At 33.0% G+C, this 24617-nt stretch carries 23 protein-coding genes and 1 tRNA gene; 18 read left to right on the top strand and 6 right to left on the bottom strand.

Annotated features, from left to right (window positions below; all coding sequences use genetic code 11):
* Positions 1-270: 270 nt before the first annotated feature.
* From alaS to trxA, 8 genes are all read left to right on the top strand, one after another.
* A complete protein-coding gene (alaS, locus tag FC55_RS01560; RefSeq protein WP_035149863.1) occupies positions 271-2913 on the top strand; it encodes an alanine--tRNA ligase in 2643 nt (880 codons plus the stop codon).
* Positions 2914-3080: 167 nt separating this feature from the next.
* Positions 3081-3341, top strand: a complete 261-nt coding sequence (locus tag FC55_RS01555; RefSeq protein ID WP_003703962.1) for an IreB family regulatory phosphoprotein — start codon at positions 3081-3083, stop codon at positions 3339-3341.
* A complete protein-coding gene (gene ruvX / locus FC55_RS01550) occupies positions 3341-3784 on the top strand; it encodes a Holliday junction resolvase RuvX (protein WP_003700533.1) in 444 nt (147 codons plus the stop codon). The genes FC55_RS01555 and ruvX overlap by 1 nt, the downstream gene beginning before the upstream one ends.
* 11 nt (positions 3785-3795) lie before the next feature.
* Positions 3796-4092: a DUF1292 domain-containing protein gene (locus tag FC55_RS01545; RefSeq protein WP_003706616.1), complete on the top strand. Its 297-nt coding sequence runs from the start codon at positions 3796-3798 to the stop codon at positions 4090-4092.
* Between the two features lie 102 nt (positions 4093-4194).
* Positions 4195-4428, top strand: coding sequence for a cell division protein ZapA (locus FC55_RS01540; RefSeq protein WP_003700529.1), 234 nt, complete (start codon positions 4195-4197; stop codon positions 4426-4428).
* A 12-nt stretch (positions 4429-4440) separates the two neighbouring features.
* A complete protein-coding gene (locus tag FC55_RS01535) occupies positions 4441-4935 on the top strand; it encodes a CvpA family protein (RefSeq protein ID WP_003700528.1) in 495 nt (164 codons plus the stop codon).
* Positions 4936-4951: 16 nt separating this feature from the next.
* Positions 4952-7312, top strand: a complete 2361-nt coding sequence (locus FC55_RS01530) for an endonuclease MutS2 (protein ID WP_003700526.1) — start codon at positions 4952-4954, stop codon at positions 7310-7312.
* Between the two features lie 71 nt (positions 7313-7383).
* Entirely contained in the window at positions 7384-7695 is a 312-nt protein-coding gene (gene trxA / locus FC55_RS01525) for a thioredoxin (RefSeq protein WP_003700525.1), read from the top strand.
* Between the two features lie 46 nt (positions 7696-7741).
* On the opposite strand, the gene FC55_RS01520 is transcribed toward trxA, so the two are convergent.
* Positions 7742-8239, bottom strand: coding sequence for a YslB family protein (locus FC55_RS01520; protein ID WP_003703936.1), 498 nt, complete (start codon positions 8237-8239; stop codon positions 7742-7744).
* 187 nt (positions 8240-8426) lie between these two features.
* On the opposite strand from FC55_RS01520, the gene FC55_RS01515 reads away from it, so the two are divergent.
* The 3 genes from FC55_RS01515 (at position 8427) to FC55_RS01505 (ending at position 9691) form a co-directional block, all read left to right on the top strand.
* On the top strand, positions 8427-9026 hold the full coding sequence (locus FC55_RS01515) for an XTP/dITP diphosphatase (RefSeq protein ID WP_003700522.1): 600 nt from the start codon (positions 8427-8429) through the stop codon (positions 9024-9026).
* Positions 9026-9544 carry a metallophosphoesterase gene (locus tag FC55_RS01510; protein WP_003700520.1) on the top strand — a complete coding sequence of 173 codons (519 nt, stop codon included), beginning with the start codon at positions 9026-9028 and terminating at the stop codon, positions 9542-9544. The genes FC55_RS01515 and FC55_RS01510 overlap by 1 nt, the downstream gene beginning before the upstream one ends.
* A 74-nt stretch (positions 9545-9618) precedes the next feature.
* A tRNA-Glu gene (locus FC55_RS01505) sits at positions 9619-9691 on the top strand.
* Between the two features lie 113 nt (positions 9692-9804).
* Here FC55_RS01505 and FC55_RS10015 read toward each other — a convergent pair.
* Entirely contained in the window at positions 9805-9942 is a 138-nt protein-coding gene (locus FC55_RS10015; RefSeq protein ID WP_003700519.1) for an SPJ_0845 family protein, read from the bottom strand.
* Positions 9943-10022: 80 nt separating this feature from the next.
* Positions 10023-10979, bottom strand: coding sequence for a D-2-hydroxyacid dehydrogenase (locus FC55_RS01495; protein ID WP_003700517.1), 957 nt, complete (start codon positions 10977-10979; stop codon positions 10023-10025).
* A gap of 137 nt (positions 10980-11116) precedes the next feature.
* Here FC55_RS01495 and uvrC point away from each other — a divergent pair, with 137 nt between their 5' ends.
* From uvrC to FC55_RS01480, 3 genes are all read left to right on the top strand, one after another.
* The gene (uvrC, locus tag FC55_RS01490) at positions 11117-12895 is read left to right on the top strand and encodes an excinuclease ABC subunit UvrC (RefSeq protein ID WP_003700516.1); all 1779 of its coding nucleotides are present in this window, start codon (positions 11117-11119) and stop codon (positions 12893-12895) included.
* A 117-nt stretch (positions 12896-13012) separates the two neighbouring features.
* The gene (gene obgE / locus FC55_RS01485) at positions 13013-14311 is read left to right on the top strand and encodes a GTPase ObgE (protein WP_003700515.1); all 1299 of its coding nucleotides are present in this window, start codon (positions 13013-13015) and stop codon (positions 14309-14311) included.
* 30 nt (positions 14312-14341) lie between these two features.
* On the top strand, positions 14342-16195 hold the full coding sequence (locus FC55_RS01480; protein ID WP_003700513.1) for an acyltransferase family protein: 1854 nt from the start codon (positions 14342-14344) through the stop codon (positions 16193-16195).
* A gap of 107 nt (positions 16196-16302) precedes the next feature.
* On the opposite strand, the gene FC55_RS01475 is transcribed toward FC55_RS01480, so the two are convergent.
* Positions 16303-16560 carry a hypothetical protein gene (locus FC55_RS01475; protein ID WP_003700511.1) on the bottom strand — a complete coding sequence of 86 codons (258 nt, stop codon included), beginning with the start codon at positions 16558-16560 and terminating at the stop codon, positions 16303-16305.
* Between the two features lie 75 nt (positions 16561-16635).
* Positions 16636-16968: a hypothetical protein gene (locus tag FC55_RS01470; protein WP_003700509.1), complete on the bottom strand. Its 333-nt coding sequence runs from the start codon at positions 16966-16968 to the stop codon at positions 16636-16638.
* Between the two features lie 145 nt (positions 16969-17113).
* Here FC55_RS01470 and rnz point away from each other — a divergent pair, with 145 nt between their 5' ends.
* Genes rnz through FC55_RS01450 form a run of 4 tightly spaced genes read left to right on the top strand, consistent with a single transcriptional unit; the run spans position 17114 to position 21757 of the window.
* The gene (rnz, locus tag FC55_RS01465) at positions 17114-18067 is read left to right on the top strand and encodes a ribonuclease Z (protein ID WP_003700508.1); all 954 of its coding nucleotides are present in this window, start codon (positions 17114-17116) and stop codon (positions 18065-18067) included.
* The gene (locus FC55_RS01460; RefSeq protein WP_003700506.1) at positions 18064-18873 is read left to right on the top strand and encodes an SDR family NAD(P)-dependent oxidoreductase; all 810 of its coding nucleotides are present in this window, start codon (positions 18064-18066) and stop codon (positions 18871-18873) included. The genes rnz and FC55_RS01460 overlap by 4 nt, the downstream gene beginning before the upstream one ends.
* A 10-nt stretch (positions 18874-18883) precedes the next feature.
* Positions 18884-21217, top strand: coding sequence for a single-stranded-DNA-specific exonuclease RecJ (gene recJ / locus FC55_RS01455; protein WP_035149858.1), 2334 nt, complete (start codon positions 18884-18886; stop codon positions 21215-21217).
* Between the two features lie 21 nt (positions 21218-21238).
* Complete coding sequence (locus tag FC55_RS01450; RefSeq protein WP_003700501.1) at positions 21239-21757, top strand: adenine phosphoribosyltransferase; 519 nt, start codon at positions 21239-21241, stop codon at positions 21755-21757.
* Positions 21758-21833: 76 nt separating this feature from the next.
* Here the strand turns inward: FC55_RS01450 and FC55_RS01445 are convergent, their stop codons facing one another.
* Positions 21834-24479 carry a YfhO family protein gene (locus tag FC55_RS01445; protein WP_003700498.1) on the bottom strand — a complete coding sequence of 882 codons (2646 nt, stop codon included), beginning with the start codon at positions 24477-24479 and terminating at the stop codon, positions 21834-21836.
* Positions 24480-24617: the final 138 nt, after the last annotated feature.

Here is a 24617-nt window from a genome sequence, read left to right as displayed (position 1 = left end):
TCTATTGACATCTAGCGGTTTATCGCATATACTTTGACTTGAATTAGGACATACTGCTAAGTACCTCTATTACAGAGAGAGTTCGGTGCTGGAAGGACTTATAGGTTGGCTTAGACAGTGCTACCTAAATGTTTATAACAAAAGAATATTATTAATGAAGTGGTTAACGATGACATCGTTGCAAGTAAGGTGGTACCGCGTAGTAATTGCGTCCTTACTAGCAACGATGTTTTATTGTTTTTGGGCTTTAAAACAGAAAGGAATTTGAAAATGAAAGAATTATCAAGTGCTCAAATACGTCAAATGTATTTAGACTTTTTCAAGAGTAAGGGACACGATGTAATGAAGAGTGCACCACTTATTCCACACGATGATCCAACTTTATTGTGGATTAACTCCGGTGTTGCTACAATGAAAAAATATTTTGACGGTTCAGTTGTTCCAAAGAACCATCGTATCACTAGTTCACAAAAGTCTATTAGAACTAATGATATTGAAAATGTAGGTCATACAGCTCGTCACCATACTTTATTTGAAATGTTAGGAAACTTTTCTGTTGGTGATTACTTCAAGAAAGAAGCTATTACATGGGCATGGGAATTACTAACAAGTCCTGAATGGTTCGATATGGATAAGGAAAAATTGTACATCACAGTTTATCCTGAAGATAAAGATGCTAAGAAGTATTGGGAAGAAGTAGGGGTAGATCCTAGCCACATTTATGAAGCTGAAGATAACTTCTGGGATATTGGTGAAGGTCCATCTGGTCCGGACTCAGAAATATTCTTTGATCGTGGTCAAGAAATGAATAATTTACCAGAAGATGATCCTGAAAGTTATCCTGGTGGAGAAAATGAACGTTATTTAGAAATCTGGAATATTGTATTTTCTGAATTCAATCATAAGCCAGACGGAACATATGAACCATTGCCACATAAAAACATTGATACGGGTATGGGATTAGAACGTGTAGTATCTGTATTCCAACATGCACGAACAAACTTTGAAACAGACTTATTCTTACCAATTATTGAAAAAACTGCTGAATTAAGTGCAGGTAAGAAGTATGGTGAAAATGCAGAAGCAGATGTTTCCTTTAAAGTTATTGCAGATCATGCACGTGCAGTTACATTCGCTATTGGTGACGGTGCTTTGCCTTCAAATGAAGGTCGAGGATATGTTATTCGTCGTCTTATCAGACGTGCAGTTATGCATGGTCAAAAGCTTGGAATTGATGAAGCATTCCTTTATAAGTTGGTTCCAGTTGTTGGAAAAATTATGGAATCTGCATATCCAGAAGTATTAGAACAAGCTGAATTTATCGAAAAAGTTATTAAGATGGAAGAAGATAGATTCAACGATACTTTGAAAGAAGGTATGCAATTATTAGATAGCTTAATTGCTGAAACTAAAGAAAATGGTGGTAAAGAATTACCAGGAAAACCTGTATTTAAGTTATATGATACATATGGATTCCCATTAGAATTGACAAAAGAATATGCTAATGATGAAGGCCTTGATGTTGATGAAGAAGGTTTCAATGAAGAAATGGAACAACAAAAGGCACGTGCAAGAGCAGCTCGTTCAGATGCTAAGTCTATGGGGGTTCAAAATGGTTTATTAACTGATATTACAACTCCAAGTGAATATGTAGGTTACCATGAATTGAAAGCTAATGGTGTATTAAAAGATATCATCATTGACAATGAATTAGTTGATACAGTTCCAGCTGATTCTAGAGCACAAGTTATCTTTGATAAAACACCATTCTATGCTGAAATGGGTGGACAAGTAGCTGACAAGGGTGTTATCAAGAACCAAGCTGGCGAAGTTGTTGCTGAAGTTGAAGATGTACAACATGCTCCAAATGGACAAAATATGCATACAATCCACGTACTTAAGGAAATGACTAGAGAAAATACATATTCTCTAGAAGTAGATGTTGCTTTCCATAATAAAGTGAAGAAGAATCATACTGCAACTCACTTATTAGACCAAGCATTGAGAGATGTTTTAGGTTCACATACTCATCAAGCAGGATCATTAGTTGAACCAACATATTTACGTTTTGACTTCACAAATCTAGGATCTGTAACTGCAGAAGATTTGAAGAAGATTGAAGATATCGTGAATGCTAAGATTTGGGAAAATATTCAAGTTGAAACAGTTGTTACAGATAAGGAATCAGCTGAAAAAATGGGTGCTATTGCCTTGTTTGGCGATAAGTATGGTGACACAGTTCGTGTTGTTAAAGTTGGCGATTACTCCATGGAATTCTGTGGTGGTACTCATGTCGCTAATACTAACGAAATTGGTTTATTCAAGATTGTTTCTGAATCAGGTGTTGGTGCTGGAGTAAGACGTATTGAAGCTGTTACTTCAGAAGAAGCATTTGAATTCTTAGAAGAAAGAAATCAATTATTACGTCAAAGTGCTGATGAATTGAAGATAGTACAAATTAAAGAAGTTCCACGTAAGATTGAACAATTACAAGAACAAGTCAAATTACTTGAACAACAAAAACAAGCTTTAGAAGATAAGTTTGCAAGTCAACAAGCAGGAGATATCTTTAAGAATGTTAAAGAAATCAACGGCAAGACTTTGATTGCTGGTCAGGTTAACGTTTCAGGTATGAGTCAATTAAGACAGCTTGCAGATCAATGGAAAGAAAAGCAACTTTCAGATGTACTTGTACTTGCTACTGCAACTGCAGATGGTAAGGTTAACTTAATTACAGCTATTAGTGGCGATGCAGTTAAGGAAGGTTATAAAGCCGGAGATTTAATTAAAGCAATCGCACCTAAAGTAGGTGGTGGCGGTGGTGGCCGTCCTGACTTGGCACAAGCTGGTGGTAAGAAACCAGAAGGAATTCAAGAAGCATTGAAAGCTGCTGAAGATTGGTTGAATAAATAAGATTAAAGAGTGATATTGATAGGAATGATAGTTCTTAGCAATATCATTTTTTATTATTGTATTAATTTTAAGTAATATTTTTTCTAATACAATTTTTTTAATTGTTTGTTGTGATCCATTTTAGTACAATAGATATTAGAGTAATGTAGTGTATGGAGGTGTTCTCGATGAGTGCATTAGATAAAACAATGTATTTTGACTTTGGACAGAATGAAAAAAAGGATGTTCATCAGACTTTAGAAACGGTTTATAATTCTTTGGAAGAAAAGGGTTATAATCCTATTAATCAAATAGTTGGTTATTTATTGTCAGGAGACCCTGCATATATTCCTCGTTTGAATGATGCTCGTAATTTAATCAGAAAACATGAACGTGATGAAATCATCGAAGAGTTAGTACGAGCTTACTTAGATAAGGGGGAAAAATAGTGGGCAGATTAATGGGGTTAGATGTAGGATCTAGAACTGTTGGTGTAGCTGTTAGTGATATGCTAGGTTGGACTGCACAAGGTGTAGAAATTGTTCAGATTAATGAAGATGAACAAGAATTTGGGCTAGATAGGATAGCTGAATTAGTTAAAGAAAATGAAGTTGTAGGTTTTGTATTAGGATTGCCTAAGAATATGAATAATACTTCTGGTCCAAGAGTAGAAGCAGCTAAAGCATATGGTGAACTGCTAAAAGAAAAATTCAATTTACCAATAGATTTTATTGATGAGCGTCTAACAACCGTTGAAGCAGAAAGAATGTTAGTTGAACAAGCTGATGCTTCAAGAAAAAAGCGTAAAAAAGTTATTGATAAATTGGCTGCTAGCTTAATTTTACAAAATTATCTAGATGCTAGAGGAAAATTATTAAAAGAACTTAACTAAGGAGTATGACAATGGCAAAACAGAATCAAGATGAAAACTTAATTACATTAGTTGACGAACAAGGAAATGAAACTTTATACCAAGAATTGTTCAATTTCCATTCAGATGACTATGACAAATCATATATTTTATTGATTCCAGCAGGTTCTGAACCTGAAGAACAAGTAGATGTGTTGGCATTCGCATTCAATCCAGATGAAAATGATGATAGCCAGGATTATGAATTGTTTGATATTGAAAGTGATGAAGAATGGGAAATGGTAGAAGGTGTCCTAGATACGTTCTTGAACGATGAAAATATGAGATAATGCTGGTGCAAAGTCGGTTACACAAATGGATAGCTAACAAGCTGATATGTGTACGTCGGCTTTGTTTTTATTTAAAATTAATTTAGAGAGCTGAGTGTAATTTTGGGAAAAAAGAGATTTAAAATAGAAATTGGTGGTAAGGAATATATTATCATCGGTGAGGGTAGTCAGGAAAGAATGAATGCAGTTGTTCAACTTGCTAATGAAAAATTGGAGAAAATTAAGGAACAAATCCCAGATATAAGTGATGAAAAAGCAATGACTTTATTAGCAATTAATGCATTTTCTGAACAATTAGAGCTACAAGAAGAACTAGACAAATATACGGAAAAATAGTACGGTGCAAAGATGATACTATCATTAATAATTATAATTTTGTTGATATGTGCATTTAGATATGGCATAAGAAGGGGCCTTTTGGGATCACTTGTTAGTTTGCTAGGTTACATCATTGTATTTATCCTATCTTTATTTTTAGCATCGCCACTTGGTAATATAATTGCAGGTTTATTCAGTAATATTAATGATGGATCTGGATTATTAGCAACGACCTTTTATAAAATTCTTTCATTTTGGATTATTGGAATTATAGGTGGAGTTATTGTTAGAATTTTAGCAAATGTTTCTAAGAGTTTTACAAAATTACCTGTAATTTCACAATTTAATGCGTTATTGGGTGGAATTTTAACCACTATAATGATGTATGTTGTAATCTTTTTTGGATTAATATTACTATCTAATTGGCCTAGTCAGGAAGTTAAGCAAACTGTAGAAGAATCAAGAGTAGCAGTCTATATTTTAGACAATACTCCTAATGTTATGAATCAAATAGTAAGTATGTAGTTAAAAGAGGTGTATTATGAACAAAAAGGTATTAAAAACTTTAGAATATGATAAAGTTAAGCAAAATTTATATGCTTTTACTACAACTTCAATGGGAAAGAGATTGATTGACAAGTTGGAACCATCATCTGACTATGATGAAATTTCCAATTCACTAGCACAGACTAAAGATGGAGCTGACATTTTACGAATTAAGGGTGGTATACCTGTTCCAAATCTTATTTCCATTAAAAGTTTTTTGAAAAGATTAGATATAGGTGGGACTCTCAATAGTAAAGAATTAGCTGCTATTGGACGAGTTTTGAGAGCTACAAATGAAGTTAATCGCTTTTTTAAAGATTTAGCAGATAATAAAATCAAGTTAGAAGTGTTATTTGATGATGTAGCTAAATTGGAAAGTCTACCAGAAATTAGTAAAAAATTATTAGTTTCAATTGAAAATGATGGACATGTAACTGATGATGCATCTACATTGTTAAAGAGTATTAGACAACAAATTTCAGTAACTGAGGAAACTATACGTGAACGTTTAAATGCATATACTAGAGGAACTAATTCTAAGTATTTGAGTAATGCAGTGGTCACAATTCGTAATGAAAGATATGTTTTACCAGTTAAACAAGAATATCGTAGCAAGTTTGGCGGTATTGTACACGATCAAAGTTCTTCAGGGCAAACATTATTTGTTGAACCTGCAGTGATTGTTGAATTGAATAATCGTTTAAGGCAGCAACAGGTTGCAGAACGTGAAGAGATAAATAGAATCTTGGAAGAATTGTCTAAGGAGTTAGCACCTTATACACATGAACTAAACAATAATGCCAAAATTTTGGGAATGTTGGACTTTATTAATGCTAAAGCTAAGTATGCACATAGTATTAAGGCAACAGAACCAATCTTGTCGAAGGAAAATGATGTTTATTTAAGACAGGTTTGGCATCCATTGCTAGATATGAAAAAAGCTGTAAAAAATGACATTATGATTGGTAAGGACTATCAGGCAATTGTAATAACAGGACCTAATACAGGTGGTAAGACAATCACCTTAAAAACGTTAGGGTTGGTACAGTTGATGGGGCAATCTGGGCTATATATACCTGCTTTTGAAGAAAGTAGAATTGGAATATTTGACGATATATTTGCTGATATTGGTGATGAACAGTCAATAGAACAAAGCTTGAGTACATTTTCTTCACATATGACTAATATTGTAGAAATATTGAAAGGTATAGATGAAAAATCATTAGTGTTATTTGATGAATTAGGTGCAGGAACAGACCCTCAAGAAGGTGCAGCTTTGGCTATCAGTATTTTAGATGCTGTGGGTGCTAAAGGAAGTTATGTAGTTGCGACAACTCACTATCCAGAGCTTAAGGCTTATGGTTTTGAAAGACCTAATACTATTAATGCAAGTATGGAATTTGATGCTAATACATTACAGCCAACATATCGCTTATTAATTGGAATTCCAGGTCGTAGTAATGCTTTTGACATTTCTCAAAGACTGGGACTAGATAAAATGATTGTTATGGCTGCTAGACAACTTACTTCACAAGATAGTCAAGATCTAAATGAGATGATTTCAGATTTAGTTGCTAAAAGACATGATGCCGAAGAAAAAGAGATTATGTATCGAAAATATTTGCGTGAGGCTGAAGAATTGCACCATGATTTAGAAACTAACTTCCATCAATTTGAACGTCAAAAAGAAAATATGTTAGAACAAGCTAAGGAAAGAGCTAATCAAATTGTTGAAGAAACTAAGAAAAAATCTGACGAATTGATTTCTGAACTTAGAAAGATGAAAATGTCAGCTGCTTCTAACATAGAAGAAGGCAGTCTAATAGATGCTCAAGGGCGAGTTAATGCTTTACATCAAGAAACTAATTTGAAGAAGAATAAAGTGTTACGTAAGGCTAAGCAACAACAAGAATTACATCCTAACGATGATGTTATGGTTAATTCATATGGTCAAAGAGGTGTTCTGTTGCGTAAAGCAGGAAACCATGCTTGGGAAGTACAATTGGGTATTTTGAAGATGAAAATCGATGAAAGCGACCTTGAAAAAATTAAGGTTAAAGATACTCAACCTAAACGAGCAGGGGCAGTATTGAAATCATCTAGTTCTAGTCATGTTTCACCAACTTTAGATTTACGTGGTGAACGTTATGAAAATGCGATGGTAAAAGTTGATAGGTACATTGATGCTGCCGTTTTAGCAGGTTATAACTCTGTTACTATTATTCATGGTAAAGGGACAGGTGCGTTGAGAACAGGTATCATTAACTATCTCAAACAAAATAAAGCAGTTAAGAATTTTGAGTTTGCAAGTCCTAATAATGGTGGCAATGGGGCAACTGTGGTATATTTCAAGTAAGGCAAAAAACTTGATTTTTATGTTGTATATGATATTATTTACTTACGAAAAGAAAGTAGAAGGTGATTTGAATGGTTACAGAATTAACAGATCAAACATTTGATGAAAAAACAAATAATGGAGTAACATTTACAGACTTTTGGGCAACATGGTGTGGTCCTTGTCGTATGCAATCTCCTGTTATCGAACAATTAGCTGAAGAAATGGGAGATAAAGTATTCTTCTCTAAAGTAGATGTTGATGCAAATCAAGAAACAGCAGCTAAATTTGGAATTATGAGTATTCCAACAATGCTTATTAAGAAAGATGGACAAGTTGTAGATACAATTGTTGGTTATCACACAAAAGAACAATTACAAAAGAAACTTGAAGCATATATCTAATTAGATAAAAAGAGAACCTAAAGTCGCTAAACTTTAGGTTCTCTTTTTATAGTTCCTCTCTAGATGGATTGAGTAAATCCTTGTCAGGAATAGTATTTAAGTCAACAGGATCACGTTGATCAACTTGAACAGTTATAAAAACGGAATTTCCACGAGATGTTTCAGTATCGATAACAGCTTCTGAAGTAAATCCGCTTTGATTTTGGATAGTTTCTGCGATGAATCCTGCTTCTAAAAGAAATTCACATTTAGAATTAATTTTTTTTCTAATTTCGACTATTGGACCTGAAAGTTCGAAAACTTGACGATTCATCTTAGATTTTACTCTTTTTAAGTACCCCCAATTAGCTTTCTCGAAAAATACAGGTAAATCTTCATCTTTAGCTAGTGGAAAATTTCGAGCTAAACGTTTGCCTGCCCAGTAAAGAATAGTGTTATCTGTTCCAACTAGATCAGGTAGAAGAGCATCCCTTAAGATAGAACTACCAAGAGTGGTCCCTAAATTATTATGCTCCACAGCTGTTGAATAAAATTTGACATCCACTTTCTTCCTAGCTCCTTTAATAATTGATAATTTTATTATACACACTTTTTATTTGAATAGCTTAAATTATACTTAACTTTTTAGTCTTTTTTAGAAAATTAAGTATCTGTCTAAATAAGATAGTTGATTTTTTGTGTGAGTTTTGCATAATAAAAGATAGATAGAACTAGAGATAGATGGTGGTAAAATGGTTAAACATATATTGATAGCAACAAAAAATGCGGGAAAAGCACGGGAGTTCAAGAAATTATTTAGTGAAAAGGGAATAGAAGTAAAAACTTTACTAGATATGGAAAATACACCCGAAATTGATGAAAATGGTAAGACTTTTACGGAGAATGCATTGATTAAAGCCCAAACATTAACGGATTTGTATAAAATTCCAGTTTTAGCTGATGATTCAGGGATTGTAGTTGATTATTTAAATGGAGAACCTGGGATTTATTCTGCAAGATATGCTGGCGATCATGATGATGAAGCAAATAAAAAGAAATTACTACACAATTTAGAAGGTGTACCTTTTGAAAAGAGGACAGCTCATTTTCATTGTTCGTTAGTAATTACTAGTCCAGTAAAAGATCCATTGATTGCTGAAGGAAATGTAGAAGGCTACATTGTTGAAGAAGAAAGAGGTAAGGGTGGTTTTGGTTATGATCCATTATTCTTCTACCCACCTTTGGATAAAACTTTTGGTGAAACAACTGCAGATGAAAAGAATGCTGTTAGTCATCGTGCAAATGCTATTAAAGATTTGCTAACAAAATTTGATGAATGGTGGGAAGAATAATGAAAATTTTAGTAGTTAGTGATAGCCATTCTAAAAAGAATATATTGGCAGACTTAAGAGATAAGTATAGTAATGAGGTTGATTACTTCATTCATTGTGGCGATAGTGAGTTAGACCCTAATTCAAAATGGGTATCAGATTATACAATTGTTGAGGGAAATTGTGATTACTATGACTACCCAGAAAAAGAAGTTGTTGCAACTGAAGAGGGTAATATTTTAGTAACTCATGGTCATCTGTATGGAGTTAACTATGGATTAGACAGACTTGCACTATTAGCTAAACAAGAAAATGCTAAATTTGTTTTTTATGGTCATACACATCGCTTAGCAGTTGAATATGTTGATGGTACGCTCTTTTTGAATCCAGGGAGTGTGTGGTTCCCACGTGGAGAATATCAAAAACTAGGTGGAACTTACGCTATTGTATCTGTAAATGAAAGTAAGATTAAGGTTACTTATTATACTAGAGAAGGATTAGCTCCTGTTTCAGAGTTGCAATTTGAATATCAAAAGTAATTTGTTGAAAAATCATGCTAAAAAAGACTTGATTTTGATTATTTTCAGGAGTAATATTATACGAGTAAGTTAATTGCCCGTTGGTCAAATTGGTTAAGACGTCGCCCTCTCAAGGCGGAGTTACGGGTTCGATCCCCGTACGGGTGATAATATTCGTATGTAAAATGAGAACAACTTGAATAATAGGTTGTTCTCATTTTTTATTGTAAATAATAAAAAATCAGCAATCCAAAAATTGCTGATTTTAAAATATTTAACGATTATTTTTGTTCTGTTGGGTTCTTTTTATTAGATTCTTTTTCAACAGTTTTAGTTTCTTTTCGATTTTTAGGATCAATAGTTGCAAATTTATCAAATAATTGTTCTAAATTGTGTTGTTGATTGACCTTTAATCCCATAATATTCACTTCCTCAAAAAATTGCTAACATCTATTGCCTAGAAAGTTATCAAAATTTTAAGCTACTGTCAAGTTAGAGCTTAAATTACGTTGGTAGGAGTACCTGTCAAATAGCATTTCAAGTTATTAACTGTAATCTCAAGTAATCTTTCTCTAGTTTCCAAAGGAGCCCATGCGATATGTGGAGTGATGTAGCAATTTTTTGCAGTTAAAAGAGGATTATCTTCTGAAATTGGTTCTTTGGAGACTACATCAGTTGCTAAAGCATAAATGCGATCATTATTTAATGCCTCAGCTATATCAGTTTCATTGATTAGCTTTCCTCTAGCTGTGTTTAGAATAATGACGTTCTTTTTCATTTTAGAGATTGTTTCTTTATTAATTAGATTAATTGTGTCAGGTGTTTGAATAACGTGTAAACTAATAACATCTGATTTTTTTAGAAGTTCATCTAAAGAAACTTGCTTAATCCAGGGAACGTTAACCTCTTTAGGACGATGATTATAAAAGATAACATTCATTGAGAAAGCATGACCTAATTCAGCTACTTTTTGTGCGATACGACCGTAACCAATTAATCCTAATGTCTTACCTTTTAATTCATAGAGAGGTTTGTCCCAAAATGTAAAATCAGGAATTTTTGACCATTTTCCTTCATGAATCAGTTGATTATGTAAGCCAACTTGACCAGTTACTTCTAGTAGAAGAGAAAATGTGAATTGAGCAACTGCATCAGTACCGTATGTAGGAACATTGGTTACAATTATATTATGTTGGTGGGCACTCTCAATATCTACGACATCATACCCAGTTCCCATGATACCAATATATTTTAAGTTGGGAACTTGTTTTAAAACTTCACTTCTTAATGGTGTTTTATGCGTAATTACAATTTCAGCATTGTCAATACGTTTAAGAATCTCTTCAGTATCATCTACAGGTGTTTGATCGTAAAAAGTGCAATTGCCTAAGTTGGATAGTTTGCTCCAAGTTAAATCAGCGTTTAGAGAGTAACCGTCTAAAAGTACAATATCCATAATATAATCACCTCAATAAATATTTGCTTTAATTATAAACGTTTTCAAAATGCGATTCAAGATGTGAGTATGACAATTGGTTTTGCTAGATATAAATAGTATAATTAAGACTAGAATATTAGAGAAAGGACGTAACTATGGCGACACAACATATTGAAAACAAATTAAAACTATTACCAGATTTGCCTGGCTGTTACATGATGAAAGATATTAATAGTAGAATTATTTATGTAGGTAAAGCCAAAAATTTAAAAAATCGCGTACGTTCATATTTTAAAAGTAGTCATGAAGGAAAAACAGCTAAATTAGTGTCTGAAATAAGGGATTTTGAAACAATTATCACTTCAACTGATAAGGAAGCATTTTTGTTAGAAATTACTTTAATTCAAAAACATAAGCCTTACTATAACATTAAGCTAAAAAGGGGAACTGGGTATCCGTATATTAAGATAACTCATGAAAAAGACCCACAATTAAAAATTGTCAGTCAAGTTAAAAAGGATGGTGGCTATTATTTTGGCCCTTATCCCAATGTCTATGCTGCAACAGAAACATTACAGTTACTGCAAAAGGTGTATCCTTTAAGACGCTGTAATGGATATCAAAAACGACCATGTTTGTACTATCATATGGGACAATGCTTGGGTGCTTGTTTTAAAGAAGTTCCACAATCCGAGTATGAAAAGCAAATCAAAAAGATAAAGTCGTTTTTAAATGGAAATGTAAGTAAAATAAAAAAAGAACTTGAACAAAAAATGGAAACTGCATCCGAGAATTTAGAGTTTGAAAGGGCAGCTGAAATAAGAGATCAAATTCACTATGTTGAAATGACAGTTGAAAAACAAAAAATCATTAGTAATGATAATACACCGCGTGATTTATTTGCTTTTTACATGAATAAAGGTTGGTTATCTTTACAAATTTTCTCTATTAGACAAGCACGTTTGATGAAACGTGAAAAACGACTATTTCCATGTATAGACACGCCTGAAGCTGAGCTAGAATCTTTTATTTTACAGTTTTATAATCAAAAAAACCGTATTTTACCTAAAGAAATTTTAATTCCTTCAGGGATGGATAAAGAAACATTAAGTGAAATTTTAGGTATTCCAGTTAAAACACCACAACGAGGACAAAAGCGTGATTTACTAGAAATGGCACAGAAAAATGCTAAGTTAGTGTTGGAAGAAAAATTCCGTTTACTTGAATTGGATGAAAGAAAGACAACAGGGGCTATGAATGAAATAACAGACGCGTTAGGATTGCCTAATGGTCATAGAATTGAAGCATTTGATCATTCTCATTTACAAGGAGAAGACTTAGTATCCGCGATGGTTTGTTTCATTGATGGAAGACCAGAAAAAACAGAATATCGAAAATATAAGTTAAAAAATGTTGACCATGCTGATGAAGCTGCTAGTACAAGAGAAGTTATTTATCGTAGATATAGTAGACTTTTGAAAGAAAAAGCCAATTTACCTGATTTAATATTAATGGATGGTGCAAGTATTCAAATTAATGCTGCTGTTGATGTTTTACATAATCAATTAGGTATTGATATTCCTGTAGCAGGAATGGTAAAAAATGATCGTCATAAAACTGCTGATTTAATGACGGAAAATGATGAGAAGATTGGTTTAGATCCTAAAAGTGAAGGCTTTTATCTACTACAAAGAATTCAAGATGAAGTTCATAGATTTGCGATTACTTTCCATCGCCAAGTTCGGTCAAAAAATTCATTAGCTTCACGTTTAGAAAGAATTCAAGGAGTAGGTCCTAAAACGAGAATTAAGTTATTAAGAAATTATGGTTCCCTGAAGAATATTTCTGCAGCTTCAGTAGAGGATTTGGAAAGCTTAGGTATTTCTAAAAAAGTGGCTCAGACAATTAAGTTAAGCTTGAAAAACCAAAGTTAGAAAATGCTTTGACCTAAGAGAAGATAATTGGTATATTTAAGGTTGATTAACTTATTGATGAAATAGAATAATAAATATGCAATATAGTTAGATATATAAGGAAAGGCGATTAAATAAATGTTTGTAGATCAAATAAAAATTGAAGTAAAAGCCGGAAAAGGTGGCGACGGTATGGTTGCTTTCCGCCGTGAAAAGTATGTTCCTAATGGTGGACCTGCTGGTGGTGACGGTGGTAAAGGCGGAAGCATTATTTTAAAAGTAGACCAAGGTTTACGTACATTAATGGATTTTAGATATCACCGTATTTTTAAAGCAAAACCTGGTCAAAACGGCATGATCAAGGGAATGTATGGTCGTGGTGCAGACGATACTTATATTAGTGTTCCTCAAGGTACAACAGTTACAGATGCTGAAACTGGAGAATTGTTAGGTGACTTAGTTGAAGCAGACGATGAATTAGTTGTAGCTAAAGGTGGCCGTGGTGGTCGTGGCAATATTAAGTTTGCTAGTCCTAAAAATCCAGCTCCAGAAATTGCTGAAAATGGTGAACCTGGTGAAGAAAGAAAATTAAAACTAGAACTTAAAGTGTTAGCGGATGTTGGTTTAGTAGGTTTCCCTTCTGTTGGTAAATCTACTTTACTTTCAGTTGTAACAAGTGCTAAGCCAAAAATTGCTGAATATCACTTTACAACTTTGGTTCCTAATTTGGGTATGGTTCGTCTAGATGATGGTAGAGACTATGTTATGGCTGACTTACCTGGGTTAATTGAAGGGGCTTCTCAAGGTGTAGGTTTAGGTATTCAGTTCTTACGTCATGTTGAAAGAACTCGTGTTATTTTGCATTTGATTGATATGTCAGGTGTAGAAGGTAGAGATCCATATGATGATTTTGTCAAAATTAATGAAGAATTGAAGGTATATGATCCAACTTTACTTGATAGACCACAAATCGTAGTAGCAAGTAAGATGGATATGCCAGACAGTGCTAAAAATTTGGCAGAATTCAAAGTTAAGTTAGCTAAGGATAAGACTTTAAAACAAGTGCCAGAAGTTATGGAAATATCTTCCCTAACTCACCAAGGGTTGAAAGAGTTAACACATAGAACAGCTGATGTACTAGAATCTACTCCTAAGTTTGAAACATTGGCAGAAAAAGAACAATCAAGCAAGGTTTACACCTTTAAAGAAGATGAACCAGCATTCAAGATTACACGTGATTCTGATGCAACTTGGGTACTTTCAGGTGAAAAATTGGAACGTCTATTTAAGATGACTAACTTTAACCATGATGAAAGTTTAATGAGATTTGCTCGTCAATTGCGTGGAATGGGTGTAGATGATGCCCTACGCGAACGTGGTGCTAAAGGTGGAGATTTGGTAAGAATCGAAGACTTTACTTTTGAATTTGTAGAATAATAATCATGCTTAAGTAGGGGTAATGGAAAAATGAGAAGATTAAAAAGAAGCCGATACATTACGGGATTTGACGGTATTCGAACGCTGGCAGTTATTGCAGTTATTTTCTATCATTTGTTTCCTTACGCAATGCAAGGCGGCTTGATGGGAGTTTCTATATTCTTCGTTATTTCTGGATATTTAATAACTGATTTGTTGTTACAAGAATGGGAACAAAATCGAAAAATTGATGTCAAAGCTTTTTATATTAGGCGTATGAAAAGGTTGTATCCAGGATTGATAACAATGTTAGTTGGAACGATAGCGTATATAACTTTGTTTCAAAAAGAGTTATTGGCTCATATTCGAATGGTTTTTCTGACAAATTTGACATCAATATATAATTGGTATCAAATTCATACGGGTCAATCATATTTTGATAAATTTGCGATTCAGTCTCCTTTTACACATTTATGGTCGTTATCTATTGAAGGACAATTCTATTTGTTTTGGCCTTTATTGATTATATTAATGTGTAAATACTTACCTAAGAAAAATGTTAGATTCTTTCTGTTAATAGGATTGAGTTTACTATCAGCTTTAGAAATGATGCTTTTATTTAAGGTAGGTAGTGATCCTTCACGTGTTTACTACGGAACAGATACACGTGTATTTTCGATATTAATAGGTGCAGCTTTAGCAATTGTTTGGCCAAGTAGCAAGTTAAGTCAAAAGCTTCCTAATGAGAGTCGACGAATTCTTAACATAACAGGTATTGTGTGTGCTTTATTAGTAATATTATCATTCTTTAAAATGAATGGTGAAAAAGCTTTTGTATATCATGGTGGGATGTACTTATTTTCAATAATCTCTGCAATACTTGTCGCAACAGTAGCACATCCGGGAGCTAATATGAATACCTGGTTTACTAATCCAGTTTTTACATGGATAGGTAAGCGTAGTTATGGAATTTATATTTATCAGTATCCAGTGATGGTTTTCTTTGAGTCAAAAGTTAAGAATATTGCTGCACATCCTTGGTTATACGGACTAATAGAAATAGCAATAATACTTGCTATAAGTGAATTATCTTATCGATATATTGAGATACCTTTGAAAAAATTTGATTACAGTCAAACTCTAATCAAAGTTAAACAAGTCTTTAAACGAGATAAATCACATTTAAATTCCAAAATTGGTGTAGCTGTGGGAGCAATTGTATTTTTGATTGCTGGTGCTGGTTTAGTGCAACAGCCAACTAAGAAACCACAGGATAATGCTTTGGCAAAACAAATTAAAGAAAACAACGCCAAAGTTAAAAAGAGAAATTCTGAGTTAAAGAGTGGTAAAAAGCAATCAACTGAACAAGTTTCCTCATCTTCGAGTTCTGAAGTGAAGAAGTATCAGTTAACTGCCGCTCAAGCTGATAAGGCAAGAAATATGAAGATTACAGCAGTAGGAGATTCTGTATTAGCTGATGGAGCTAGTTCATTACAGGAAATTTTCCCTAATATGTATATCGATGCTAAAGTTGGTAGACAGTCAGCTGAAGCAGCAAAGATAGTACAACAATTAGCACAAACTGGAAAATTGGAACAGACAGTGTTGATAAGTGAAGGAACAAATGGTGCTTTTATGGGACATGAAATTCAAGATATTATGGATGCTGCTGGTAAAGATCGCCAAGTATATTGGATTAATGTTCATGTACCAACAAGACGTTGGCAAGATCAAGTAAATCAAGATTTGGCATCAGCTAGCAAGAAATATAAGAATTTACATATAATTGATTGGTTTAGCTATAGCCAAAATCATGCTGATTGGTTCTATAATGATAATGTTCATCCTAATCCACATGGCTTGGAATATTATGGCAGTTTTGTTGCTAAAAAAATAGTTAAATAAAATCTTACATACTCTATAATTGTTAGATAAAAGCTGACAGTTATAGGGTATTTTTTGCAATAAAAAAACAATCCTTATGAAATGCAAGGATTGTCGAAAAAAATTTTTTAGTTTTTAGCTTTGCTTGGTACAACAAGAAATCCTACTAATAAGATTCCAATAACTGCAACAAATGCAGCTGATAATACGTTGCCTGCTAGGTAAATACCCATAGCAACAGTTGCAAACATACCAACGATTGTAAAAATAATGCCTAAACGTTGAATTAGATTTAATTCTTGGAAATCTTTACGGAAACCAACTTCTAAAAGAAATGCACCGATAAGAGCCATTGTACCGAATAGAATGTGTCCAAATAACATCATAGTATTCACCAACCTTTAATAAATTGTACAAAATAAGTATAACACGAATTATTTATCCTCTACAATATAAAAATATTACTGAGTTTCTTTATTATTTTTTTGCAGTAGATATAAAGGTTTATATGCCAATTCTAATTCAGATTGGGAAATTTTAAATGACATAAGTGGGAGAGTATAATTTTCTTTCTCAACATCTCTAACCCTTAATTTAGCCTTTTTAGGATATTTTTTTAAAATGCTTAATAATTCAGAAAGGGTAACTAGTTCTGGAGAAGGAGAAATAAGGATTGTATTAGCATCTTTTACAGTGACTTTTCCAGAGATAATATTTTTATGATCAAATTCTTGAGTAATAACTAATTTAGGATTTAAGAAATCGGTAGCAGTAATGAAGTCTATTATACGCATATTAATTCCCCTCTAGTTTAACAGTAAAGTATATTATCTATTATAAGATATTTTGAAAAATTTTGAGAAACTTTAAATTGATACTCATTAATGATAGAATTAAGAAGATACTGTCTAATTAGTTAATGATAAGGATGAAAGATAAATGGAATTAGAATTTTTAGGAACAGGTGCTGGATCACCTTCTAAGAGTAGGAATGTATCAGCAGTTGCATTAAAGTTATTGGATGAGATTAAAAAGATTTGGTTGTTTGATGTAGGTGAAGGAACACAACATCAAATTTTAAACACAACAATTCGTCCACGTAAGATTGATAAAATATTTATAACTCATATGCATGGTGATCATATTTTTGGATTACCTGGCTTTTTGAGTAGTCGTTCATTCCAAGGCGGCGAAAAAATGGGACCATTAACAATTTATGGACCTAAAGGAATTTCTGATTTTGTTAATATTAGTTTAAAAGTTAGTCAAACAAAATTATCATATGAATTAAATTTCGTAGAACTTGAAGAAGAAGGTTTACTTTTAGAAAATGATCGATTTAAAGTTTATGCTTATAAATTAGATCATCGTATTGAATGTTGGGGCTACAGAATTGAAGAAAAGGATTATCCAGGTGAATTACAAGTTGAAAAACTTAGAGAAGCTAAAGTTCCATCTGGACCAATCTATGGTCGCCTTAAAGCTGGAGAAGTAGTCACACTTGAAGATGGTAGAACTATAGATGGTAAGGACTTTATAGGTAAAGCTAAGAAAGGCCGAATTGTAACAATTTTAGGTGACACAAGACAGACACCTAACTTGAAATTACTTGCTAAAGATGCAGAGGTGTTAGTTCATGAAAGTACTTTTGGTAAGGGTGAAGGGAAATTAGCACGTAATTATCATCACTCAACTTGTGTTCAAGCTGCTACTTTAGCTAAAGAAGTAGGGGTAAAACAATTATTGTTAACTCATATTTCAGCTCGTTATGTGGGCAAGATGGTGAAAGTTTTAGAAAAAGAAGCTAAGAAAGTATTCCCAAATACTAAGGTTGTTAAAGATTTTGATACCTTTAATATTCCTTTTCCTGAAAGAAAGGACGATGAGCAATGAAAAATTATAAAAGTTTAAAAGACTTAACTAATAAAGTTGTGTTAATAACTGGAGCATCAGGTGGTTTAGGTGAACAAATAGCTTATCAAGTAGCTAAAAAGGGTGCAATAGTTGTAGCTTGTGCACGTCGTAAAGAAAAGTTGGATGTAGTTGTAGAAAATTGTCAAAATTTATCTAAGAGATTAGCATATGCATATCAACTAGATATCTCTAAGCCAGAAGAAGTAGAAAAAGTTGTTAATGAGGTAGAGGAAGAAGTGGGACCTGTCTCAGTTTTAATTAATAATGCTGGCTTTGGATTAATGGAAGACTTCCTTGACTTTGATATGGATAGAGCAGAAGCGATGTTCAGAGTAAATGTTTTAGGATTAATGTATGCTACTAAATATGTAGCTACAAAAATGGCCGAAAGACAAGTAGGTGCAATAATTAATATTGCTTCTATGGCTGGCAAAATGGCTACACCTAAATCTACTGTCTATTCTGCAACTAAATTTGCAGTGCTAGGCTTTTCTAATGCTCTACGTTTGGAATTGAAACCATTGGGAATTTCAGTAATGACGGTAAATCCTGGACCTATCAGGACGGAATTCTTTGATAAAGCAGATAAAACACATAATTACCTAAATTCTCTAGGAAATATAGTTTTAGACCCAGAGGAAGTAGCTTATAAAATTGTTTCAAAGATTGGAACTAGTCGACGTGAAGTGAATTTACCATATTACATGGAAGTTGCTCATCACTTATATGAAGTCTTCCCACATATGGCTGATTATTTAACAGGTGGTATTTTTAACAAGAAATGAGGAAAAACTCTTGATTGATGCTAAAAAAGAATGGCAAGAAATTGAATTATCAGAAAATGAACATCTTGATGAATTAATTGAAGAAACAGGTTTTCCTAAGATAGTTTTACAAATATTAATGGAAAGAGGATACGATTCTCTTGAAGCTATTAACAATTTTTTAGATCCAGATGCTCGTGGATTGTACGATCCTAATTTTATGCATGATATGGAACTAGGTGTAGATAGAATTCAACAAGCAATTATGAATGGTGAAAAAATAGTCATTTATGGAGACTATGATGTTGATGGAATCACAAGTACTGCCCTTATGTACGAAACTCTTGAAGAATTAGGAGCAGAAGTTGAATATTATATACCTGATAGATTTAAAGATGGCTATGGTCCCAATGTGGAAGTCTATAAGCGTTTGATTGATGAGGGTGTTAGTTTAATTGTAACCGTGGATAATGGGGTAGCTGGACATGAAGCCATTGATTATGCAAATCAACATGGAGTAGATGTAGTCGTAACAGATCATCATGAGTTACCTGAAACATTGCCAGATGCATACGCGATTATCCATCCTCGTCATCCTGAAGGCGATTATCCTTTTGGCGAATTATCTGGAGTAGGTGTGGCTTTTAAGGTGGCAGCTGCTTTACTAGAAGAATTGCCACAAGATGTGCTAGATTTAGTTGCTTTAGGAACAGTAGCTGATTTGGTTTCGTTAACTGGCGAAAATAGAATCTTAGTTAAGTATGGTTTGCAATTGTTACAACAAACAATGCGTCCTGGATTACAAAGTTTATATAAAGTAGCTGGAATAGAAGCCCCTACAATTACAGAAGAAACAATTGGTTTTACACTTGCTCCACGTTTAAATGCATTAGGAAGAATGGAAAATGGAAGTTTAGGAGTAGAATTACTAACGACTTTAGATGAGGAAAGAGCTGAAGAGTTAGCAAAAACTACTAACCAATTAAATGTAAAAAGGCAAGAAGAAGTTAATAAAATCGTTGAAGAAGCGGTGGCACAATTAGCTAATAAATCCGAAAATCATTTAGTCAATGTAGTGGCTGGAAATAACTGGCATGAAGGTGTAGTGGGTATCGTGGCAAGTAGGTTGGTCGATATGACTGGCAAACCTTCTTTAGTTCTTAGCATTGATGAAAAAACAGGCATTGCCAAAGGCTCAGGGAGATCCATTGAAGCATTTCAAATGTTTGATGCTTTAGATAGTCATCGAGATATTCTTATGAAATTTGGAGGACATCATATGGCTTGTGGCTTGTCTTTAGATAGGGAGAAGTTGTCAGATTTACAACAAGTTGTTGATGAAGAAGGAAAGAAACAAGGAATTGAACATGCTACAAAACCGGTAGTAAAAGTCATTCCTGTTAATTTAGATGATGTTAATTTGGATTTAGAGGCGCAATTAGAAGCTTTAGCACCATTTGGTACAGATAATCCTCGTCCTGTTTTTGAATTCAAAGATTACGAAGTGAATACAGTTCAGGCGATTGGGCAACAAAAAAATCATCTTAAACTTCAATTGCAATCCAATAACTCTCAAGTGGATGCCCTGGATTTCGGAATTGGTAGCAAAAAAATTTCTGAAATTGAGCGAAATGAAAATTCAGTTCGTTTGATAGGGACTCTGGGAAAAAATGTTTGGCAAAGTAGGGTTAATCTTCAAATTATGATAGAAGATATTTTGTTGGATGACAGTAATACTGGCACAGTTGTTGAGATTCAACGAAAAAATAAACTAACTAAGTCAATGTTTCAACAACAAGCAACATATGTCTTCTTTGATAAAAAACTATACAATCAAGTAATGCCATATCTAGCTGATAATAGTGAAGCTTATTTATATAATTTTAGCGATGATAAGAAATTAAATTGTGATACGTTGATTGTGGTAGATTGCCCAGATAATATAGAAAAATTAAAGTCTCTACTTGCTAAAGTAATTGTTAAGTATTTTATTTTTGTTGGTTATACTAGAGAAAATACTTACTTAAATGGCTTGCCAACTAGAGAACAGTTTGGTAGACTATATAAGTTCTCGCAAACACACACTAATGTAAATATAAGAAGAGATTTACAGAAATTGGCGGACTATTTAAAACTAAAACGCGAACTTTTAGTTTTTATGATTAATGTGTTTTTTGAAGCGAAATTTGTTAAAATAGAAAATGGGTTAATGAGTGGAAACACAAATGTAACTCCGCATAATTTAGAAGATACAAATTCATATCAAGCATATTTACAAAAAATGAAAGCACAAAAATCGCTAATATACAGCAAATCAACAGATTTACAGAAGTGGATATTAAAGTATCTTGATGAAAATAATTAGAGCTGAAAAGGAGAAATTTTAATGGCTTTAGATTTAAGAAACTATATTGCAAGTATTGAAAATTATCCAGAAGAAGGAATTGTATTTAGAGATATTTCTCCATTAATGGCAGATGGTGAAGCTTATCGCCAAGCTACTGACCGCATTGTTCAATTCGCTAAAGATAAGGGCGTTGAAATGATTGTTGGACCAGAAGCACGTGGCTTTATCGTTGGTTGTCCTGTAGCTTATGAATTAGGTGTAGGCTTTGCTCCAGCACGTAAGAAAGGTAAGTTACCTCGTGAAACCGTTAAGGCTGACTACTCATTAGAATATGGTACGGCGTCACTTTACATGCACAAAGATGCAGTTAAACCAGGACAAAAAGTTTTAGTTACAGATGATTTATTAGCAACTGGTGGTACAATTGGTGCAACAATTGACTTAGTTGAACAACTTGGTGGTGTTGTTGTAGGTTGTGCATTCATCATTGAATTAGAAGATCTACATGGCCGTGACAAGATTAAAGGTTACGATACTTTAGCTTTAATGAAATACTAAATCTTAGTATAAAAAACAATAAAAGACCAATACATCAATTCTTCATTTATGAAGATAGATATACTGGTCTTTTTAATTATTTATGAACTTTTCTTTTTACCATTCCAGGAATAAATAGCAACATCAATGAAATAACTGATACCACAAGTCCTTGATAAAGATATGGGGGAGTAAAGGTTAATTTTACTTGATACTTGCCCTTAGAAATAGGGAATCCAATAAATGTTTGTTGGATCTTATAAGTAGGGACTTCTTTTCCATCAATATAAGCTTTCCATCCATCATTATAAGGGATAGTAGTTGCAAACCATTGATTTGACTTAGCAATATTAATAGTTCCATTTAAAGAAGTTGATGAATAATCTTGTATCTTCCAAGAATATTTCTTAATTTGAGTTAACTTTTGCTTTACTAAATTATTATCTAGTTGATATAGAACAAAATTATTCAACCAAAGATTATCCTTTTTAAATTTAGCAGTAATAGAGATTTTTTTACCTTTATCATTATTTGCAACATTCACAAGAGTTGTATGTCTAAAAGTAGAGTAATTATGAAGTACGCGATCATTAATTAGAAACTCGACATTGTCATTATCAAGTGAAGTGCCTAATGTAAGATAATAAGAATTATTGGTTGTCGGAATGAATTCAAAAGTAATACTTGCATCCTTACTTTTATCAATTTTCTTAAAATCTGAGTTGGTTAAAGTTGTTTTTTCTGCTGTATTAGTAAAAATAACTTTATTAAAGTTTATGGCCGTAAAATAAGTTGTTCCAGGCATTGAACTAGATGCAGCGTTGAGCCAATTAGATTGATAAATAACAGGATTGTCAAATAAGCGTTGCATCTTCGAAATAGTAGATCCTGCACTATAACCAATACTTGTAGCATATGGATTTTGATAAATTGAAGTACGAGGATTATTTTTTAGTAGTTGATATGAGCTTAAATCACTACGCTCTGAAGTTTGGATTAAAGGATAACCGTGACTGCTACCTTCAGTAACTTCATTATTATTTTTAGGAGCAATAGCATATTTCATATCAAGTAAACCATCAGTTATCAAACTACCATTAGAATAAGTAACATAGTTATCACCATCCGGTTGACCAATCATACCATAAAAATCTGGGATATTCTTTTCTAGAGCAGAACTGAAATATGCGCCAGCATTGAGATTATGTGTTATACCATCATTTTTAGTTCTAGAATAAATTTGAGCAGTTCTATAAAAGCTAGAATCATGGCGATGTAGCCAAGAACTATCAGCAGTAAGTGCAGTTGTTGGATCTGCAAATTCGCGTTTGGATAAATAGCTAATATTATTCAGAGAAAAAATCATATTGGCAGACATTTCAGATACGGCTACTAGGAAAAGTAACAGAAACTTAATGATGCTTCTGTCATTAGTACTATTAATACTTAAAAGTAGTAAGACTAAAAATGCAAAGGTAGCAGAAAAAATTAAAGTCTCAGTAGTAGCATAGTTGAATTTTTTAACATTAATCCATACATAGGAAATAATACCGACTTCTATGAAGAATAAAAGGAAAATTTTCCATGGCTTAACATTAACAATGAAATTAGTGATACCTTGACTTCCCAAGAAAAGCATCCAAAAACTTACAATAAAGGTAAATCTATATGGATACCAAACCGGAAATTGCATTCCATGCCAAAATAAATCTAGTGGTTCAAAGCACATTGAAACTGTAAAGAAAATACTGATTAAAAATGCACTTATTCTGGATTTGATTGTATTTTGACGATTAAAGAAGTACAAAATAAAGGCAAACAATGCAAGACTACCAATAAAAATATTAGGAAACCCAGATGGCATTTGATCAAAATTAAATGAACCAATCGTTAATTTTGATAACATTTTGAGTGGATTATATTCTAATTTAGCTTGAATCGAGCTTTCTGTGTATTGGCCTTTACTGCTAGTAAGGGTTATCGCAGTAGGAATTAAAATAACAGCAGCAATGCCCCCTGCTAGAATTGATCGACTTGCAAATAACCAAGTTCTAGATAGAAATTCCTTGAATTTGGTAGTATATGTTATCTGGTACCAAATAAAGAATAAAACTAGGAAGATACACACCATATATGCCATGTAATAATTATCTATAAGCATCAATGCAAGTAAAAGAGGATAGGCCTTCATCTTACGTTTTTCCATTAAATCATAGAAACTAGCAATAATTAGAGGAAGTAAAATAGCCGCATCCATCCATAATAAATTAAGTTGGTTAACAACATTCCACGCCATTAAAGCATAACTAATTGAAAATGTGGGGATCATCCAACCTTTTTGCAATTTTCTTTTAGATAAAAGATACGCAAAAGATAGGCCACAAAAACCATATTTCAAGAGAGTAACGACTAAGACTCCAACGGCAATCGATTTACCGGGGAAAAAGATGAATAATAAATTAAATGGACTAAGTAGATAATAAGCCCATTCTCCAATCATTTCACCACCAATAGCTTTTGAGAAAGAGTAGAAGAAACTCCCAGGATGATGAAGTAAGGTTTCTCTGAAAAAAGCAAAGAAGTCTACATATTGCTGTCCTAGGTCAACAGTTAGAATTGTATTAGAACCAAATGGATACATGTGACGAGCAATAAAATAGGCTAACATTATGACAATAGGGCCAAAAAAGCTAAGTAAAAATGGATATTTATTATTTATAAAAGATTTCATTTTAATCCACATGATAAAAAAGAATCCTTTCTGTTAAAGAATATAATATCTATAGAATATCATAGGTAAAGAGTAGGTAAAAGATAGTAAGTAATATCTTAACCTTTTAGAAAATTTTAACGGAATTTATGCCCAAAATTGTGATAGTAT

The sequence above is a fragment of the Ligilactobacillus salivarius DSM 20555 = ATCC 11741 genome (assembly GCF_001435955.1).
Classification (GTDB): Bacteria; Bacillota; Bacilli; order Lactobacillales; family Lactobacillaceae; genus Ligilactobacillus; species Ligilactobacillus salivarius.
This window is presented reverse-complemented; position numbering and strand designations above follow the sequence as displayed.

Excerpts from the sequence above, each read along its gene's own strand:
- alaS (WP_035149863.1), top strand. The coding sequence starts at position 271 with ATGAAAGAATTATCAAGTGCTCAAATACGTCAAATGTATTTAGACTTT.
- FC55_RS01555 (WP_003703962.1), top strand. The coding sequence starts at position 3,081 with ATGAGTGCATTAGATAAAACAATGTATTTTGACTTTGGACAGAATGAA.
- FC55_RS01545 (WP_003706616.1), top strand. The coding sequence starts at position 3,796 with ATGGCAAAACAGAATCAAGATGAAAACTTAATTACATTAGTTGACGAA.
- FC55_RS01535 (WP_003700528.1), top strand. The coding sequence starts at position 4,441 with ATGATACTATCATTAATAATTATAATTTTGTTGATATGTGCATTTAGA.
- FC55_RS01530 (WP_003700526.1), top strand. The coding sequence starts at position 4,952 with ATGAACAAAAAGGTATTAAAAACTTTAGAATATGATAAAGTTAAGCAA.
- trxA (WP_003700525.1), top strand. The coding sequence starts at position 7,384 with ATGGTTACAGAATTAACAGATCAAACATTTGATGAAAAAACAAATAAT.
- FC55_RS01515 (WP_003700522.1), top strand. The coding sequence starts at position 8,427 with ATGGTTAAACATATATTGATAGCAACAAAAAATGCGGGAAAAGCACGG.
- FC55_RS01510 (WP_003700520.1), top strand. The coding sequence starts at position 9,026 with ATGAAAATTTTAGTAGTTAGTGATAGCCATTCTAAAAAGAATATATTG.
- FC55_RS10015 (WP_003700519.1), bottom strand. The coding sequence starts at position 9,942 with ATGGGATTAAAGGTCAATCAACAACACAATTTAGAACAATTATTTGAT.
- FC55_RS01495 (WP_003700517.1), bottom strand. The coding sequence starts at position 10,979 with ATGGATATTGTACTTTTAGACGGTTACTCTCTAAACGCTGATTTAACT.
- uvrC (WP_003700516.1), top strand. The coding sequence starts at position 11,117 with ATGGCGACACAACATATTGAAAACAAATTAAAACTATTACCAGATTTG.
- obgE (WP_003700515.1), top strand. The coding sequence starts at position 13,013 with ATGTTTGTAGATCAAATAAAAATTGAAGTAAAAGCCGGAAAAGGTGGC.
- FC55_RS01480 (WP_003700513.1), top strand. The coding sequence starts at position 14,342 with ATGAGAAGATTAAAAAGAAGCCGATACATTACGGGATTTGACGGTATT.
- FC55_RS01475 (WP_003700511.1), bottom strand. The coding sequence starts at position 16,560 with ATGATGTTATTTGGACACATTCTATTCGGTACAATGGCTCTTATCGGT.
- FC55_RS01470 (WP_003700509.1), bottom strand. The coding sequence starts at position 16,968 with ATGCGTATAATAGACTTCATTACTGCTACCGATTTCTTAAATCCTAAA.
- rnz (WP_003700508.1), top strand. The coding sequence starts at position 17,114 with ATGGAATTAGAATTTTTAGGAACAGGTGCTGGATCACCTTCTAAGAGT.
- FC55_RS01460 (WP_003700506.1), top strand. The coding sequence starts at position 18,064 with ATGAAAAATTATAAAAGTTTAAAAGACTTAACTAATAAAGTTGTGTTA.
- FC55_RS01450 (WP_003700501.1), top strand. The coding sequence starts at position 21,239 with ATGGCTTTAGATTTAAGAAACTATATTGCAAGTATTGAAAATTATCCA.
- FC55_RS01445 (WP_003700498.1), bottom strand. The coding sequence starts at position 24,479 with ATGTGGATTAAAATGAAATCTTTTATAAATAATAAATATCCATTTTTA.